The organism is Streptococcus ovuberis, assembly GCF_012396585.1.
GTDB lineage: Bacteria > Bacillota > Bacilli > Lactobacillales > Streptococcaceae > Streptococcus > Streptococcus ovuberis.
In genome coordinates, this window is the sequence record NZ_JAAXPR010000001.1 from 153263 (window position 1) to 169706 (window position 16444).

General features: G+C 38.3%; 15 protein-coding genes and 1 pseudogene. All 16 read right to left on the bottom strand.

Annotated features, from left to right (window positions below):
• Positions 1 to 35: 35 nt before the first annotated feature.
• Positions 36 to 1262: an ABC transporter ATP-binding protein gene (locus HF992_RS00630; RefSeq protein ID WP_168548135.1), complete on the bottom strand. Its 1227-nt coding sequence runs from the start codon at positions 1260 to 1262 to the stop codon at positions 36 to 38.
• Positions 1262 to 2065 carry an ABC transporter permease gene (locus tag HF992_RS00635; protein WP_168548136.1) on the bottom strand — a complete coding sequence of 268 codons (804 nt, stop codon included), beginning with the start codon at positions 2063 to 2065 and terminating at the stop codon, positions 1262 to 1264. The genes HF992_RS00630 and HF992_RS00635 overlap by 1 nt, the downstream gene beginning before the upstream one ends.
• Before the next feature lie 25 nt (positions 2066 to 2090).
• The gene (locus tag HF992_RS00640; protein ID WP_168548137.1) at positions 2091 to 3029 is read right to left on the bottom strand and encodes a glycosyltransferase; all 939 of its coding nucleotides are present in this window, start codon (positions 3027 to 3029) and stop codon (positions 2091 to 2093) included.
• Positions 3026 to 4174: a beta 1-4 rhamnosyltransferase Cps2T gene (cps2T, locus tag HF992_RS00645; protein ID WP_168548138.1), complete on the bottom strand. Its 1149-nt coding sequence runs from the start codon at positions 4172 to 4174 to the stop codon at positions 3026 to 3028. Before cps2T ends, HF992_RS00640 begins: the two co-directional genes overlap by 4 nt.
• Before the next feature lie 36 nt (positions 4175 to 4210).
• Positions 4211 to 5095, bottom strand: coding sequence for a glycosyltransferase (locus tag HF992_RS00650; RefSeq protein ID WP_168548139.1), 885 nt, complete (start codon positions 5093 to 5095; stop codon positions 4211 to 4213).
• Positions 5088 to 6380, bottom strand: a complete 1293-nt coding sequence (locus HF992_RS00655; RefSeq protein WP_168548140.1) for a glycosyltransferase — start codon at positions 6378 to 6380, stop codon at positions 5088 to 5090. The genes HF992_RS00650 and HF992_RS00655 overlap by 8 nt, the downstream gene beginning before the upstream one ends.
• Positions 6381 to 6578: 198 nt before the next feature.
• Positions 6579 to 6833 (bottom strand): annotated as a pseudogene (locus HF992_RS00660) (ISAs1 family transposase); the annotation flags it as partial.
• Between the two features lie 605 nt (positions 6834 to 7438).
• The gene (locus HF992_RS00665) at positions 7439 to 8854 is read right to left on the bottom strand and encodes an oligosaccharide flippase family protein (protein ID WP_168548141.1); all 1416 of its coding nucleotides are present in this window, start codon (positions 8852 to 8854) and stop codon (positions 7439 to 7441) included.
• Positions 8855 to 8861: 7 nt separating this feature from the next.
• Positions 8862 to 9905 carry an NAD-dependent epimerase/dehydratase family protein gene (locus tag HF992_RS00670; RefSeq protein ID WP_168548142.1) on the bottom strand — a complete coding sequence of 348 codons (1044 nt, stop codon included), beginning with the start codon at positions 9903 to 9905 and terminating at the stop codon, positions 8862 to 8864.
• 3 nt (positions 9906 to 9908) lie between these two features.
• Positions 9909 to 10637, bottom strand: a complete 729-nt coding sequence (gene ispD, locus HF992_RS00675) for a 2-C-methyl-D-erythritol 4-phosphate cytidylyltransferase (RefSeq protein WP_168548143.1) — start codon at positions 10635 to 10637, stop codon at positions 9909 to 9911.
• Positions 10638 to 10687: 50 nt separating this feature from the next.
• Complete coding sequence (locus tag HF992_RS00680) at positions 10688 to 11938, bottom strand: O-antigen polymerase (RefSeq protein ID WP_281346958.1); 1251 nt, start codon at positions 11936 to 11938, stop codon at positions 10688 to 10690.
• A gap of 81 nt (positions 11939 to 12019) precedes the next feature.
• Positions 12020 to 12943 carry a glycosyltransferase family 2 protein gene (locus HF992_RS00685; RefSeq protein WP_168548145.1) on the bottom strand — a complete coding sequence of 308 codons (924 nt, stop codon included), beginning with the start codon at positions 12941 to 12943 and terminating at the stop codon, positions 12020 to 12022.
• Between the two features lie 6 nt (positions 12944 to 12949).
• Entirely contained in the window at positions 12950 to 13771 is an 822-nt protein-coding gene (locus tag HF992_RS00690) for a LicD family protein (RefSeq protein ID WP_168548146.1), read from the bottom strand.
• A 45-nt stretch (positions 13772 to 13816) separates the two neighbouring features.
• Complete coding sequence (locus HF992_RS00695) at positions 13817 to 14911, bottom strand: glycosyltransferase (protein WP_168548147.1); 1095 nt, start codon at positions 14909 to 14911, stop codon at positions 13817 to 13819.
• 4 nt (positions 14912 to 14915) lie between these two features.
• Positions 14916 to 15743 carry a glycosyltransferase gene (locus HF992_RS00700; RefSeq protein WP_168548148.1) on the bottom strand — a complete coding sequence of 276 codons (828 nt, stop codon included), beginning with the start codon at positions 15741 to 15743 and terminating at the stop codon, positions 14916 to 14918.
• Positions 15736 to 16443 (bottom strand): sugar transferase, encoded by a 708-nt coding sequence (locus HF992_RS00705; protein ID WP_168548149.1) that lies wholly within the window; start codon positions 16441 to 16443, stop codon positions 15736 to 15738. Before HF992_RS00705 ends, HF992_RS00700 begins: the two co-directional genes overlap by 8 nt.
• Position 16444: the final 1 nt, after the last annotated feature.

The window sequence follows — 16444 nt, forward strand, 5'->3', positions numbered from 1 at the left end:
TTCCTTAATGATTACTAGCTTATCTATGATGTATTTTATCCTGAATGGCCTTCAACATCCCATTTCCCTTGACGGACCAAAAGCCCTGTTGAGGAATCTTTTAGTGAAAAATCCGTCTCATCAATCTCACGCTGAATGATAAAAACTAGGGGTTTAGGCATTGTCAGAATCGTTAGATCCTGTTGGTGTTCATCACGAATATAGGCTTGAAGGCGTAATTTGACATTATTGAAATAAGGCAGACGACACTTATAAAGCAAGGTCTTTCTTCCGGCACCCTCTTGTGAAAAATCCCATGAATTATCATTGTATAAGCCATTTCCCGTTGAAATATCCACAAAAGAGAAAGCAATGTGGGTGTTGATAGCTTCTTGGCAGAGTGTATATGAAAATTCGATGGCAATTTCATCATCTGGAGAGACAACTGTCGGCGTTAATAATTTCGCCTCGAAATCTGTGATGACTTCTATTTTATGTGCCTCACCTTCTGATGAAAGTTCATCTGCTACACGTTCAACAGTCACATTATCCAAACTATACTGGTTTGCTACATCAAAAGGTTCGCCTTGAGCTTTTATTAAGCCATCTTCAATTAAGATTGCTTTGTTGCAATACTTTTTGACGGCACCCATATCATGGGTCACAAGGATAGTTGTTTTGCCACTGGCCTTTCGTTCGAGGAAATAGTCGTTACACTTGCGCTGGAAGGCTTCGTCACCGACTGCAAGCACCTCATCTAGCACCAAAACATCCCCTTGGGCCTTGATGGCTAGGGAAAAGGCTAGGCGGACCTGCATCCCGCTGGAGTAGTTTTTCAATTTTTGATTCATGAAGTCCTGCAATTCTGCAAACTCCACGATATCCTCATACATGGCATCAATTTCTTGGCTAGTAAAACCTAGCATGGCACCATTGAGATAGACATTTTCACGGCCCGTCAGCTCTGGGTTAAACCCTACCCCAAGCTCAATGAAGGAAACCATTTTTCCCTTAACCGTGACAGAGCCCTTTTCTGGCACATAGATCTGAGAAATGATTTTGAGAAGGGTCGATTTTCCTGAGCCATTTCGCCCAAGAATCCCAAAGAAATCCCCTTCTTCCACATCAAAACTAATATCCCTGAGAACATGTTGTTCTCTGTAGCCCTTAATCCCTTTCAAACGGTTGACCAAGGCGGTCCTCAGACTGTGGGTGCTTTCTGTAGGCAATTTAAAATACTTGCTAACGTTTTTGACGCTAACAGCGATTGGTTTACTGGTCATTATAAAATCTCCGCAAAGCGTTTCGCATTTTTGTTAAAGAAGGTCCAGCCAATTCCAAAAATCAAGACTGGCAAGAGATAAGGAATCAAAATCAGATACGGCTGCTCTACCACCTGCCAGGTCGTCAAATTAGCTGAATCGACCAAGAGATACCGTGCATCCTGAATCATCTGAGCCAAGGGGTTGAGCATAAGGAGTTTTCCTGCCCTAGGGCTAAAATCCAGAACATAGGACACTGAATAGATAATCGGTGTCGCGTACATTCCAGCCTGCATGACGACTTCCCAAACTGGACCAATATCACGGTATTTGACAAAGAGCGTGGATAAAAAGAAGGCCAAACCGGATGCCAAGAGGGCTAATTCGGCAAATAAAGGAAGTATCCACAACCAATTGAGACTTAGAGAAACCCCATTGATCAACGCAAAGACCATAACCACCAAAACGTTGATCCCAAAGTTAATGGCGGCATTGGCAACAGCAGACAAAACGATAATCTGCTTTGAAAAGTTCAACTTTCTCAGCAAGTCCCCACGACTAACAATCGAAACCAGCCCCATTGATGTGGCTTCTTGAAAAAAGGTCCACATGACCATCCCTAGTAAAAGGGCAACTGGAAAATGGGGCACATCACGCCCAAGGTTTAAAAAACGTACAAAAACAAAGTACTGAACCGTAAAAAGCAACAAGGGACGTAAAATAGACCACAAATGGCCGACAAAGCTTCCTTGGTAGCGCAACTTAAAATCTGTCTTGATGAGTTCTTTTAACAAGATTCGGTTCGTTTTACTGAATAAATTCATGAATTCTCCTAAAAATCAATAGAGACTATTGATGATAGATTTTACTTAAAATAAGGCTCGTAAAGACCAGCTGATGCAACCTCTTGTTCTTTCGGTAGCCGTAAGTTTTAAGGCGACGGTAGCGTTCGCTTAGGGGTTGCTGGTCAATGGAAATCCAATTCGTTAGAATGGCATGTTGGTCTGGCGAAAGACGGTCGCCTACTTCTGCCAAAACAGTCCTTGCTTGGTCTTGAATCTCATGGATATGGCGCCAATAACGCTGGTATACGGTTCTTGGCCCCTCACGAAAGAGCTTAAAGCGTTTGTCCTGAGTTCTTGCACCAACCACGTTTTGGCTATGCTGGCGATAGAGCTCGCCGGGCTGATCCAGGTAAACCAGATGGCCAAGGCTGGCCGCTAAAATAGCCAGATACCAGTCATGCATGATGAGACCATCCGTCCTAGTCCAGCGCTGAGCCAGAGCATGGTTGATCAAAGTGACACCGCCAGTCACTGTATTTTCAATCAAGATGGCCTCTAAGCTAGTATTGGCATGGTGAGACTGCCGCTTAATCATACTTTCTTCCAAAACATGGAGGGAGTCATCTACCACTTTGAGGTCCATGTAAACCAGAAGAGGCTCCTCCACAGGATACCGCTGAGCCAGCTCCAGCTGACTAGCCACCTTATCTGATAACCAGACATCATCTTGATCGCTAAAGAGATAGACATCTGCATCTTCTAGCTTGACCAACCGATGAAAGCTCTTGATAACGCCTAGATTTTCTTGCGAATCCTGGTCCACCCAGCATATCCGCTCATCCTTGGCCACATAGTCTGCAATGATTCCCCTTGTTCCATCCGATGACCCATCATCGCGAATCAAAAGGCGCCAGTCTGTGTAAGTCTGGGCTATAATGCTGTCCAGTTGTTGGGCCAAAAACCGTTCTCCATTATAGGTAGACATAAGAATGTGGACTTTCACGATAAAAACAACTCCTCGTAGGCGGCCACGATGGCTTCCCAAGTATAGTGATTGGACATATGAGCCCTAGCCCTTTGCCCTAAAGCTTTAAAGTCTGTCTGATTATCTAACGTGTCGATCAAGCGAGATAAGCTGCCCGGTGCCTTGGTCCAATAGTGGGCTGTATCCAGAGCTACCTGACGGTTAAAACTGACATCCAGCACCAGATTCAAATCCGTCTGGGCCAAGGATTCTAAAAGACTTGGATTGGTTCCGCCAACTTCATGGCCATGAATATAGGCAAAAGCATTCTGGCGGATATACTTCAGCAGCTCCTGATCGTAGAGCGTCCCCACAAAGTTAACTCTGGGATCTTTCTTGAAGCCAGTCCTCTCCGCCAAGGTCTGCCAGTAGGCACTTCCTTCGTAGTTAGCGATGATTAATAGTTTACGTTTAGTTGATGAGGCCATAAACTCACGAATACTGGTCTCGTAGTTATTTTCAGGAACAAAGCGTCCCAAAATCAGGTAATAGTCCTTTTCCTGCGTCTCAAACCTTTGGTAAAAGTCTCGAACAGCAGGCCTATCTTCTGTCAACTCAGACAGGGCTAAATCGGTGCCATAAGCCAGGAATGTCGTCTGACTCCATGGGTAGATTTGCTTCAGGTAGGCCTCAATGCCTCGATTATCCGCAATCACCAAATCGGCATGTTTGGTCATCAGCTTCTCAGCGTACTTTAAATAGCACTGAACAGGCTTAGACCACTTAGACCGCTTCCACTCGAGTCCATCTGGGTTGATGAAAAATAGGCCACCAACCGCTCGCATCTGCTTAGCAAAGGGTGCAATCATCCCTCCGATAGTATTACCCAAAAGGTAAAAGATCGGAGCTTCCATAGCCTGTTCCTTGACCAATTTAAGAGCATACCGAATGGCCAGCATATCATAAGCAAGGACCCGAGCAGGGCCTAATTTAGGCGGATTTATGGTAAAGCAATCTGCCCCAGCATAGTCAAAATGCTGATAAGGCTCTCCATCGGTCAAACAGGCGACATGGTATTTGAGGTCTGTCGACTGCTGATGTTTGACCAGTTCGGAAACAAAGGTCTCAAAGCCACCATAAGTGGCAGGCAAACCTCTGCTACCGATAATAAAGACGTGTCGCATTGCTATCCTTTCTACAGCGGAGCTGACAAAATATGCTTAAGCGTTTAGTGCATCTCTGATCAGCTTAACACCAAGGTAAGTCACCTTACCGATGAGATGACTGGCATCAAAGAGAGCCATTTGCCAGGGACGGCAATTCAGATAATGCTTCAAGTAGATGTGACAACTCGCTTTTAGAATATCTAAACGCCTGCCCACAGATTGAATCGTCGTATTGATAGAGGTTGAATGGTGATGGGTAAAATGCACATCATGGATAATCTGATTGATCATCCCAGCCCGCCGAACCTTGAAACCTAGGATATTTTCCTCCCCGTAAAGGAAGGTCCTTTCATCAAGAAAACCCAAGTCTGCAAAGGTTTCTGCCCGACCCATGTAGTAGGAACCAGCAAGTACACCGACCTCCTGCGTGCCTGAAGCTTGTTCTTTGGCAGGCTTCAAATGCTTCATTAGCCCACGAAGGAGAATCAGGTTATCCCCCACCAAATCCCAATAAGTCGGCACTGGCCAGCTGGCCTTTTCAGGACGTTGGCTGATCATCTTCGGCGCTACAAAGGCCAGATTCTCTTGATTGGCTAAGGCTGTCATACAAGCTTGTAGAGCTTCCTCATTGAGGGTGATATCTGCATTGGATAGACTGATATAGGTCGGCTGATAATGCTCAATAGCGTAACGCAAGCCGACATTATTGCCAAAAGCGTAGCCCCCATTATGCGTCGTTTGGAGGCAATCCACCTTGTCGGTCCAAGAGTGAGCCGTAATGAAGGTTCGCAAATCCTGGTAGAGGCCCGTTGTTGAACAGTTATCCACTAAGATGACCTTGTCAACACTAGGCAGAGGAAGCGTCTGTTCCAAGTATTCCTTGACAGCTTGATTGTCGTTATAGGCTAAAACAACTACGACATGCGCTACCTTAGGCATGCTTTTGTCCTCCTTGAATGACCTCTTGGTAAAAAGCATCGAGCTCACGCACATGCTCCGCTAGTCGCTTGATGGGGCGATCGTAGTGACTTTCGGTCATGGTCTCTAGTAGATTCAGGAGGTCTGCTTCCTCTTGAAACAGCCAGGCCTCTGGTAGTAAGTCCTTTGCTCCGACCTGGTTGCTCGCTAGAACCATCTTGCCATAACTCAAAGCTTCTAGGACAATAAACCCAAAGGTCTCCGCCCACTGGCTAGGCACAATCAGAATATCAAAACTCTGATAAACCTCACTGACTTGATCTTGACTAAAACTGCCATGTTGCTGGATAACCCCTGCCAACTCCTGCCTGAGCTCATGTCCCCAAGTATGCCACTCAAAGACTCTTGACCTGCTCTGCCATTTTTCCGCCAAAGCCACAAAAAAGTCAAACCCTTTATGGGCGCTATCCGGTCCAATATAAGCCAAACGCGGAGGAGTCGTCCATGCTGGAACACTCTTGAGAGGCTTGATCCCTCCGTGGGTGATGGTCAAGACCCTAGAAAGGGCTGGTGGCTGGGGCAATTGCTTCTCAAAGACCTGACGGGCCAATTGACTGTTAAAATGATAGCCATCAATCAGGGCAAACATGGACTGGTAATAGGCCATCAAAGCACTGTAGTCAACCGCTGAGAGGTCTCTTCCCACTTTAGAAAGACCCGTCTGGCGCTTTAGCCGACGCACTAAAGAGCGAATCTGAGGGTAAAAAGGCGCTTGAAAGAGACGTAACTGCTTTGTTGAAAAGCCTCCTTGGGACATTAACCGCCAAGCCTCTTGACCATTCTTATGCGTCAGAGACTGCCCTCCTCCATAAAAGCTAGGAACAGGTGCTAACCCAAAGTAATCATGGCTAGTCATCACCAAGGGAATCCCCATCTCTTTTGCCACTTCTAAGCATTCCTGATGGAGTCCCATCAGGGTGTGGAGATGGATTATATCTGGCCGAATGTCTGCTAGAAAGCGCTGGTAGACAGATTGGTCAGCCTTCGTCATAAAATCAGCAGGAGACAAAATACCACCAGATATAGGAAGTGGCAGACTATTAACCACTTGATAGGTCTGAACCCCCAAACCTTTTTTCCCTGGTCGAATACTGCAAGCCTTCTGCCAAGGATGATAGATTCCTGGGTAAAAGGCGGTCACATCATGCCCCTGAGCAACCTGTGCTTGCATCAAATCCGTCGCATAACGCACCAAGCCCCCACTGCGCTCAGGCGCAAACCCCAAGGTATAGTGCAAAATCTTCACGATCGACTCCCTTCACCCCATTTTCGAATCACCTTCGCTCACTAAAAAAGCTAATCCCTTCGATTCTTAATCATATCATTATACCATGATTTCCTTTAATTGGCATTATTTTCATGTTGGTGACAGGCCAAACGCATGAACCTCTGTTTGGTGTTTTATCTTCCCTCCTCCCTTTTTTGACTAGATGAGTTTTCTCAACTATTGATCAAAAGCCAAACTAAGGTGACATTTCTTACGTCTGAGGCTCATCTTTTTGCCCACATCCAGTTGTTTTAAGACGGCTAGGCAGAACTTATCCATGACATTTCGGTTAAAAGCGAGTTGTTTGTTCAAGGTTTTATTGGCATCTTCTCTAAAAACGACATCTAATTACCAATGAAGACTTTCAATAGCCCAATGCCCACGAACACAAGCAGCCAATTCTCGACCACTCACTGGAGTGCTCAAGTGAAAAGGTAACCCTTTTCAACCATTCAACGGAACTGTAAATAGAAAAACATCCCACAGTTAAATAGACTATGGGGTGTTTTCAATATACTCCGTTATTGGGCGGTTACTTATCGCAAAGAAAAAGTAGTGAGGACTCTTGTAGTGGGTTGACCAATTTAACACCGAGAGAGGACAAAGTTTGTCTTCAATCTAGGGGTTCCCTTTTGGGTACCCTTTTATCGTTGCTTAGCACAGAAAAAGAGGACAATAACCGACATTTATCGACGGGCCTCAAAATAGTTTTGCTTTAACCCCCACGCCGTACGCATGAAGAAAGCTTCGGTTTCAGAAAACAAATTTTCAGGGAATTGGTATACTTTTTAGGTGAAACTTGTGGTATAATTTCTGTGAGATGAACAAAATAGTACCGACTATAGGAATATTTTCAAGAAATTTTTTGAAAAAAGTGCATGTGACTAGAAAATGGTTGCATGCATTTTCTTCATGCGTTTGGCGTGCTTTAAACCCTCGGTAGACTTGACAAATGGTAGAAAAGAGCCATAATTTCGAGTGACTCAGCACGCAGGTATTTCAATATACTCCATTATTAGATACGCTATAGTTGCGAATCAATTCAATACTGTTTTTAAGGATTGCACTGATTCTGAAATAACTTTTCTCTTGAGAAGCACATAAAAAACATAGGCAATAAAATATAGGATTAAACCCACTGGAAGATTAAAGAACCATCCAGCGATAATAAAGATTATAGCCATCAAGCCTTCTGTTAAAGCATCTTTTATGACAGAAATCCCCAATAGTTTAGACAGTTTTAGCTCCGCTAGAAGACACCTAAAAAATAGAAGAAGGACTATTGATGTGATTGAAAATTCAAGGTTTTTTAAAAGAATAGTTGATAAAAAAGTCATCATAAAGCTCAAACACATGCTAACAATATTAACTCTCAGAATATCTTTTTCACGACGTAAAGCTTTTAAGTAAGTATTAATGAGAAGAGCCATTTTTCCTTCGAATAGCGACATAGGAAATACTAAAGCCATGAATTTTAAACTATCGTTGTAAGCCGGGAGCAATTGATTTAATAGTACTCTTAAAGGGAAATACAGTAGCAACACTGATAATAAGCCTACCATTAATAAATCTCTCAAACTGATATATACTTCTGCTAGATATTCTTCCTTCATTCTCTTCAACATTGGAAAAATGACAATCCCGACAGCATTGATAAATATCATAATCAAATTAGAAATACTTAGAGTTAATGAAATTTTACCAAAAGTTGCCACATCCCAGCGATACTCTATGCCTAATCGGACTGTACCAATAATCAGCATACTCGCAATATTTGAAAACATTAAGTTACTGCCTGCCACAATGTTGGAGAAAACTTCCTGCAAATCAAACTCAAACAGGGAAAATCTTCTAAAAATAATATTACGGCACAGATAGATACCGAAAAACAATGAGAGAAAACGAGCAATTATATCAACCCAAATCATCGTTTGATAATTGCGAGCTCCAAACAATATTAAAACAGTTAGAAGTATGAGATAAATAATCCGATCCAAAATAGTAATTCTAGAACTATCTTTTATTCTATTTGTCGTTTGAAGTATATATATAATAAAAAATCTCAGATTAGTAAACAAGAGTGTAATTGCAATAGTGCTGAAAATAAATCCTTTATCATCCCTACTTGGAAGCGCCAAGCTACCAATAAAGATTGTCAGTGCAATAACCGCTTGCATCAAAGCAAACATAATAAACTGTGAGTAAAACTTCTTTATTTCTAGCTCTTCGTAGTATTCCCCTCCATATCTAAGATAAATACCATCAATCCAACCTAAATGCGCAAAACCAATATAGTTCACGTAAAAGAGATATAATTGCCAATATCCATAATCTTCAACACCAATCAAATTTGGAAGAATTAAAATAACAAGCGATGAAATTAAAAGAGAAATTAAATTTGATGAAATAGCATAGCTAGAATTTCTTAAAATAGATTTTAATTTTGGATTCATAGAAATATTATACCTTATTTTCCAACATTGATTCAATTAAAGTATTAAACATCCCTTTTAAATCAGTTGTAGGCAACCATCCTAAAGACTTTAGCTTATTTGTCTTCAAGTTGATTTTTATTGTAGGATTGTAGCCAAAAGATGAAGTGTCTTGCATATCTATGATAACTTTTATAGATTTTTCTTTTTCCAATGTACAAGCTAGTTCTGCCATATCTCTAATAGAAATAAATGTTTCCTCGTTAGCAACATTATATGCTTCACCTATAGCTCCTCGCAATAAAATATGAACTATTGCTGATACTGCATCGAGCGTATAACAATAACTTCTCATCGTTTCACCAGTAGTATGCAAAATGATATCCTTTTTTTCGATCACAGATCTTGCTAATTGAGCAAAGACACGACTATCAGTGTATTCAACACCTGGCCCAAATGTTTGAGTTAACCTTGCTATCTTAACTGGCACACCATACTGATGTGCATAAGAAATACATAAAGTTTCTACCATTCTTTTACTTTCAGAATAGCTACTTCTAACATTTAGTGGATCAATAGTCCCATAATCAGACTCATTAATTTCTACTTTATTTAAATTTCCATAAATCTCTAGAGATGATAGATACACAAAACCACTCACTTGTTTTTCGATAGCTAAATTTAAAATACTCTTAGTTCCATCAATTGCTGTTAAAATAGTATCTATTGGTGTTTCAACAAAATCTCGTGATGCCGTCACACTAGCTCCATGAATAATATAATCTATCCGAGACGGATAATCTATTCTAGTTTTAATATCTCCAGGAAAAATTTCTATTTGATCAACAATATCATTAAATTTTTTATGAGCTTTTTCTATAGATCTTACAAAAGCAACAATTTTCATATTAAGTTCAAAATTTTTGTTTAAAACTGTTAAAACATTTATTAGTTGCGAGCCAATCAATCCAGTAGCCCCAGTGATAAAAATTGTTTTTCCCGACAAGCTTTTAAACAAATCTAAGTTATTTTTTCCTAAGTCTATAGCTTCTTCTTCAAATTTTAATTTCATTCTTCACCCAAATATCTGCGCATTCTCTCTTGATTCATAAATTGCTCTAAAAATATAGAAATCTGAAGGAGTTGTGATTTTTATATTTTCAGGTCCCCCCATAACAGTATTGAGAGACACACCGTAATGTCTTACTAAAGAAGCTGAATCTGTTGCTGAAAGAAATCCTTCTTCTTGTGCTTTTTTATGTAAATTATAAATATCATTTACATAAAAACTTTGCGGAGCTACTGCTGTCTGGCAACTATCTCGATCCACAACATTTTGGATAACATTGTTTTCATCAACCTGAATAACTGTTTCTATAACCGGTTTAACAGTAATAGCATTGCCATTCTCTAAAACAGATTTTATATTATTTGAAATAATTTCAGCATCAATTAAAGGACGAACACCATCATGAATCAAAACAATATCATTTTCAGATTTTTTTATTGAATTAATAGCTAATAGTCCATTATAGATAGATAGTTGACCTGTTTCTCCACCAAGAACCACTTTAACAACTTTTTTTATTTGAAACTTTGAAACTAACTTTTCCAGATAATCAATCCATCCCTCTACACAAACCACAACGATATAATCAATTTCAGGATGTTGCTCAAAATGTTCAATAGTATGAATGATTATAGGTTTTCCATGTAACTCTAAAAATTGCTTTGGTTTAGCAGTCGTTTTCATCCTACTACCAGTGCCACCAGCCAATATTAACGCAAAATTTGTCTTATTCATATTCATTCAACCTCGGATAAATTAATACAATTTCAAAAACTAATATCCCTCTATTTTATTTTAAAAACAACTCTTCGTGTAGAGTAAAAATAAAATATAGTAAACCAAATAATTTCATAGAACAAACCTAAATGTAATCGGGCAAAAAATTGTTCGGCAATCCCAACATAGACTAAAGGATATATCAGAAGACTATAGATTCCCCAAGAAAAATCGTACGCTTTCTTCTGAGTCCAGTTATATAAATTTTGGTAGAACATCCCTAAAAAAGCAGGATAAAAAACAACTCCTGCATAGCCAAAATCTTCAACAAAAGGTTTCAGAGCAGAATATATATTGGAAGCATATATAAAGCCAGTACTAGATTTAAATATAATAAACGATTCGAAAGGAGATCCACCTGCATAATCTACAAAACCAAAGACAGACAACAAGCTTAATAACTGATTAAAAGTTGCCCCTCCCATTTTCAATACAGTTCCATCAAAATTAGTTAAAAAAATATTGAAGTTGTACAACCCAGATCCTGCGTATAAGCCTATAACTCTATTTAAATCAGAAGTATAGCCTTTCAATCTTCCTGCAAAAAAGAACACTAGTATAATTAAACTTATATATGGTATTGACTTCCTAATCATCTTCAAATTAATATATTTGAACTTATTTTTAAAACTATGCGTGAAGAACAATCCCCATAAAACTGCTGTAAATATGAAAAAGCGGAGCAAAATGTTTCGATCAGTCGAAACAATTGTAACAATCACAAAAAGGAATACGTTAATATAATTTATGTGTTGTTTAAAAATTCTATTTATAGCATAACGATTGAATAATATCTGAAAAACACTAACGTAAGCTATCGCTGTACTAACCTTCAATAGCTGATTTAGCAGAAAAGATTGTGAACCATTATGTTCTACCGTTGTAGCATAGGCTTGTTTTAAAATATTAGATAGTTCTAATGAAAAGCCTAATTCTCTAAATTTCAATATTATAAATAATATCGAAACTAAAAATGAAATAAAAAGTAAAAGTTTACTTGGGTAAGCACGTCTCTCTTGAATACTTGAAGAAGGGACTTTATTTCTAAGCATTTTGACCTTTTTCTCTTTTAAAATATCTACGAAAACAGTCGCTACCAAAAAAGAGAAAACTGCTGTACAGACATAAACTACAAATTTCCAACTCAACACTACATCCCAGTTACTTTTATTCAACAAAATCAGAATTGTAGACATTAAAATTGATAACAAAAAGATAGAAGCTGGTCTAACAAGGTTTTGTCCTAGAATAAGATCCATCCCAAATAAGACAATTAGAACAACTAACAACAGATAAAGCACCGTATTAAAAACCTCAATCTACTTTCATTTCTCTTCTTTTTATATTAAGTTGAACAAAATTTTCAACAAAATCCCCACTCTAGTCTCACTAGAAAATTGAAATAATTCTGGGCTATTAAATAGTATTAATTTTTCTTTAAAGCCTTTTTTAGAGTTTGAAAATTTAGCTAAATTTTCTTTTGTATCTCTTGACAAAAATTCAGGATAATTATCTAAAATTCCTGTTGCAAGTTTACTTCTACCATTTCTTACGGCAACATTCTTTATTTTTTTTAAATAGTTTTTCATTAAGCTACCATTTTTAACACCAACTACATTGTTGCCATGCTGTCTATAAAGAATCCGTGCTTCATCATCATAAACAATCTCTCCAATAACACTAGCCACCATAGCTACCCATACATCGTGAATACGAGTCTGTAAGAGACTAGTATTCGGACGTCTCTTTGAATCAGCAAGGAGTTGTTGCAATGAGCGATTCCACAACATCGTACACCCGGTCAACTGGTTGCTTGTCAAAATTTGTAAGTAACTCGTATTGGGACTACTTTTATATCTTAATCTATCTACAGTTAAATTGCTGTCAACAACTACTTGGTTTGAACAGTAAAGAGCTGCTTTATCATAATTTGATAAGAGACTAATAGCTCTCTTCACTTTATCTTCCAACCAAACATCATCTTGATCACAAAAAGCATAGTAGTCATAACAGAGTGGAACCCTGTAGACTAACTCCATAAAACTATTACCTACCCCTAAGTTTTGCGTGCTTTCAAGAATCGTTAGCTTCCCATCTTTTTCGTAATCTTTTAATATACTTAATGTGTTATCCGTTGACCCATCATCCCTGACAAACACAGACACGACTGCTCCTTTTTGAGTAAATAAACTATCTAATTGCTCTTTTAAATACTTTTCTCCATTATAGGTACTCATTAAGACTGCGACGTTTTTTAATGTCATAATTTTTTAAAAGTCTTTCCAATAAATTTTATTATTATGATGCGCTTTTCTCTTATGCTCTGGTGGTAACTCCATATATTTATCATAATGCTTTGTTAAATAAGAGTGATAATTTGCAATAGCCAAAAACTCTATTCCTTCAAATTCTATTCTTGATAATTTAGAAAATATTGAAGTCTTCATAATCTCTCGTTCTCTGTAAGTACCACTTATACATGCTGAATAGTTAGCGGTTGAAAACTTTACTTTCTGAAATTCTCTGTCTAATATTCTACATAATTTACTAGAATCAACCATCCGACTGATCAGAAAAAAGAGCATCCTAATCGGTTCATACCAAATAGACCTTGTCTGACTTCTAAAGTAATTTTTCCATTTAGAAGCAATCAATAATTCTTGTCTGAAACGGTTCCTTCTAAATTGTCTCAAAGCTTTCTCCTCAGTGTCGCCTAATCCATCAATTGGAAAAATATCAATACAGATACCAATTTGCTGCGAAGCAACGGACAGATGGTCTGCAACAACTACAGTACTTTTATCACTCAATCTAGCAAATAAATCATTATATCCTGGAGAGTACTGGCACGATAGACAATCAAAAGGGACATTATTTTTTTGGCAATAACTCAAAAATTTCTCATAGTCAGGACGAGGCATCATAATATCAACATCATCATCCCAGGGAATAAAGCCACCGTGTCTGACAGCACCAAGTAATGTCCCTCCCCCTAAAGAATAATCAAAAGACTGCTCTCGACATATTTGGTCAAATTCTTTCAATAAGTTCAAGGCAATCTTTTGAACTTCTTTTAGCGTTAATTCTTTCACTACAACACCTCTACCTTTGCCGTATTTTTCAACGGTTGTAACACCCTAATAACTCATTTTCTCACTGGAGAATTCTCTTAAAACCCTAAAAGATATTTCAGCCACATTTTTCCAAGAATATTCTTTGATAACATATTCCTGGCATTTCTGAATATATTCCCTATCATTATTCCTATATTCTATTGCAGCATTTATCATAGTATTTGCGATATTCTCAGCAGTGAGTTCACAGCCCCAACCCAATTTGTTTTTTATAACTTCGTCTAGCATATTTGTTCCTGAAGTCACTAAACAAGGATTTCCAAGAGACCAAGCCTCCAAAATAGTCATTGGAAAACCTTCATAACGTGAAGGTAAAACCATTATTTTACCTGGAAGTTGCTTTTCATATTCAACAGGTGATATTTTCCCATGATTTATAACAGATATATTTTTATATGTCGCTAGCTTTGAATTTAACAATTGCTCCTCAGATTTACTACCATAACCATATATATCAAAAACAATGTCTGACGCTTCTGGTTTTTTATCTATAATACTCAAAGCATCAAATAAAACGTCTAAACCTTTTTGACGAAAATCAAAACGCCCACAAAAATAAAACTTGACTTTCTCTGGAACAATTTCTGCAGTCGTAGAAATTGTTTTTGACACACTATGCTGTCCATTAGGAATAACAACATCTACATTTGTACGATAGATAGAGTCTGTTTTTTCAAATTCATTCAAAAATATAATCCCTTTAGCAAACCTTACAAATTTATCAAATAGCAATTTATTGGCTAATTTTTTTTTCAAATAGGACTTTCTCATTGCCTCGTGTCCAAAGGAACCGTGCGGTTCAATAAAATAAGGAATGCCTGTTTTCATTACTTGTTTAAATAACTTGAGATAAACTGTAAAGTAAAAACCATGAAAAATAACCACATTTGGAGAATAGTTCTTTAAATAAAGAGACACTTCCGAATTTTGCTGCCATTCAAAACCAAAAGAAATTTTTTTATTATCAGCCTTATCTCCCACGAAGATTACTCTTGATTCCATATTTTCAATACGGTTTTGCGCTTCAACGAGACCGCTCAAGGCTATCGGAATACCTCCGCCTAAAGTTGCAGTGATATGTAAAATTTTTAAGACCATAAGCTTATTTCCTCGCAAACTTTTTAAAAACATAGGCTCGTAATGAGTTGGGCAACACAAGCTGTACAATAAAACGTTTAGCAGTATTCATTATATAATCACCAATGTTAATCATGCCCGATTTAAGCATTAAACGCTGAAGAAAATGCTCACTTTTGAAATAAGGATATCCCCCACGTCTCGCAAACATTTCTTTGCCGATTCTTACATTTACCAAAGGTTCAGCGATATTGGCAAATACAGCTCCATTTAATAGCATCCTAATCCAAAGATAGTAATCTTCATTCCAGAAAAGTTCCTGATAACTGCCAGCCTTAAGAACAGCCTCCTTACGAAGCATGACCGTCATATGATTTAGGGCACAGCGGTATTTCATCTCTTTCTTAATTGACTGATCGTCAGTTGGAACCCGTCTATAAGAAACAATATTTGTTTCCTCTCCAATGAATTCGGATATGTCACTTCCTACAATATCAATTGTCGGATTAGAGATTAAAAAGCCAAGCTGTTTCTCAAAGCGTGTTGGCAATGCCACATCATCACTATCCATACGAGCTATGATACTATAGGAACAAACCTCTAAACCTGTTTTTAAGGCTAAACCAAGCCCAACATTTTTAGGTAAGCGTACAATCTTGAACAACTGATTCTTCTCATAAGCTTCAATCTGTGCTTCAAGCTCTTCATTCACAGGCCCATCTATTACTAGAACTATCTCATCAGGAGGAAGGGTCTGATTCAAAATACTCGACACTGCACGATACAAATAAGTAACATTATCATTTTTGTACACTGACATCAGTACTGAAATTTTGTTTTTGTTATTATCCATGTTCAATTAACTTTTTTGCTTCTTCCATTTTAATTGAATATTCTTTTAAATTAATCTTATTTTGAGACAGTAGATAATCCCCAAAATCCATATCACTATCAGTTCCTTCACGAATGGTATCGCTTCGTTTCAAAACTTTTCCAATAGTTTTTAGAATAATTTTCATATCTTCGATAACGGTTGTGCTCTCAACATAAGTAACGTCAAGACGTAGTTTTTCCTCCCAGGAAATATTATTACGACCATTAATTTGCGCTAATCCAGTCAATCCTGAGCGGACAAGATGACGCTTGCGCTGCTGTTCTGACATAAAAACCATATCTCGAACCAGTAGCGGTCTAGGTCCCACAATACTCATATCACCTTTTAGAATATTGATAAGTTCTGGAAGTTCATCAAGACTGGTTGAGCGCAAAAGTTTCCCAAATGGTGTTAGTCGCACACTATCTGGAAGCAGATCACCTTCCTCATCTCTTTCATCTGTCATCGTTCGAAATTTATACATGGAAAAGATTTTTTCGTCCTTCCCTGGTCTTTGTTGTTTAAAAATAACAGGACTTCCCAGTTTCACACGGACCAGAATAGCTACTAAAAACATGACAGGTGATAGTATGATTAAGGCACTAGCAGAGAGTAGTATATCTAGCAGACGTTTAAAATACTTTTCATATAAACCTATGGATCGGTTGTCAATTTTCATT

What these genes read in the sequence shown, in the direction of transcription:
- HF992_RS00630 (WP_168548135.1), bottom strand. Translation starts at nt 1,262, where the DNA reads ATGACCAGTAAACCAATCGCTGTTAGCGTCAAAAACGTTAGCAAGTAT.
- HF992_RS00695 (WP_168548147.1), bottom strand. Translation starts at nt 14,911, where the DNA reads ATGGTCTTAAAAATTTTACATATCACTGCAACTTTAGGCGGAGGTATT.
- HF992_RS00680 (WP_281346958.1), bottom strand. Translation starts at nt 11,938, where the DNA reads ATGGATCTTATTCTAGGACAAAACCTTGTTAGACCAGCTTCTATCTTT.
- HF992_RS00685 (WP_168548145.1), bottom strand. Translation starts at nt 12,943, where the DNA reads ATGACATTAAAAAACGTCGCAGTCTTAATGAGTACCTATAATGGAGAA.
- HF992_RS00670 (WP_168548142.1), bottom strand. Translation starts at nt 9,905, where the DNA reads ATGAAATTAAAATTTGAAGAAGAAGCTATAGACTTAGGAAAAAATAAC.
- ispD (WP_168548143.1), bottom strand. Translation starts at nt 10,637, where the DNA reads ATGAATAAGACAAATTTTGCGTTAATATTGGCTGGTGGCACTGGTAGT.
- HF992_RS00665 (WP_168548141.1), bottom strand. Translation starts at nt 8,854, where the DNA reads ATGAATCCAAAATTAAAATCTATTTTAAGAAATTCTAGCTATGCTATT.
- cps2T (WP_168548138.1), bottom strand. Translation starts at nt 4,174, where the DNA reads ATGCGACACGTCTTTATTATCGGTAGCAGAGGTTTGCCTGCCACTTAT.
- HF992_RS00705 (WP_168548149.1), bottom strand. Translation starts at nt 16,443, where the DNA reads ATGAAAATTGACAACCGATCCATAGGTTTATATGAAAAGTATTTTAAA.
- HF992_RS00650 (WP_168548139.1), bottom strand. Translation starts at nt 5,095, where the DNA reads ATGCCTAAGGTAGCGCATGTCGTAGTTGTTTTAGCCTATAACGACAAT.
- HF992_RS00635 (WP_168548136.1), bottom strand. Translation starts at nt 2,065, where the DNA reads ATGAATTTATTCAGTAAAACGAACCGAATCTTGTTAAAAGAACTCATC.
- HF992_RS00700 (WP_168548148.1), bottom strand. Translation starts at nt 15,743, where the DNA reads ATGGATAATAACAAAAACAAAATTTCAGTACTGATGTCAGTGTACAAA.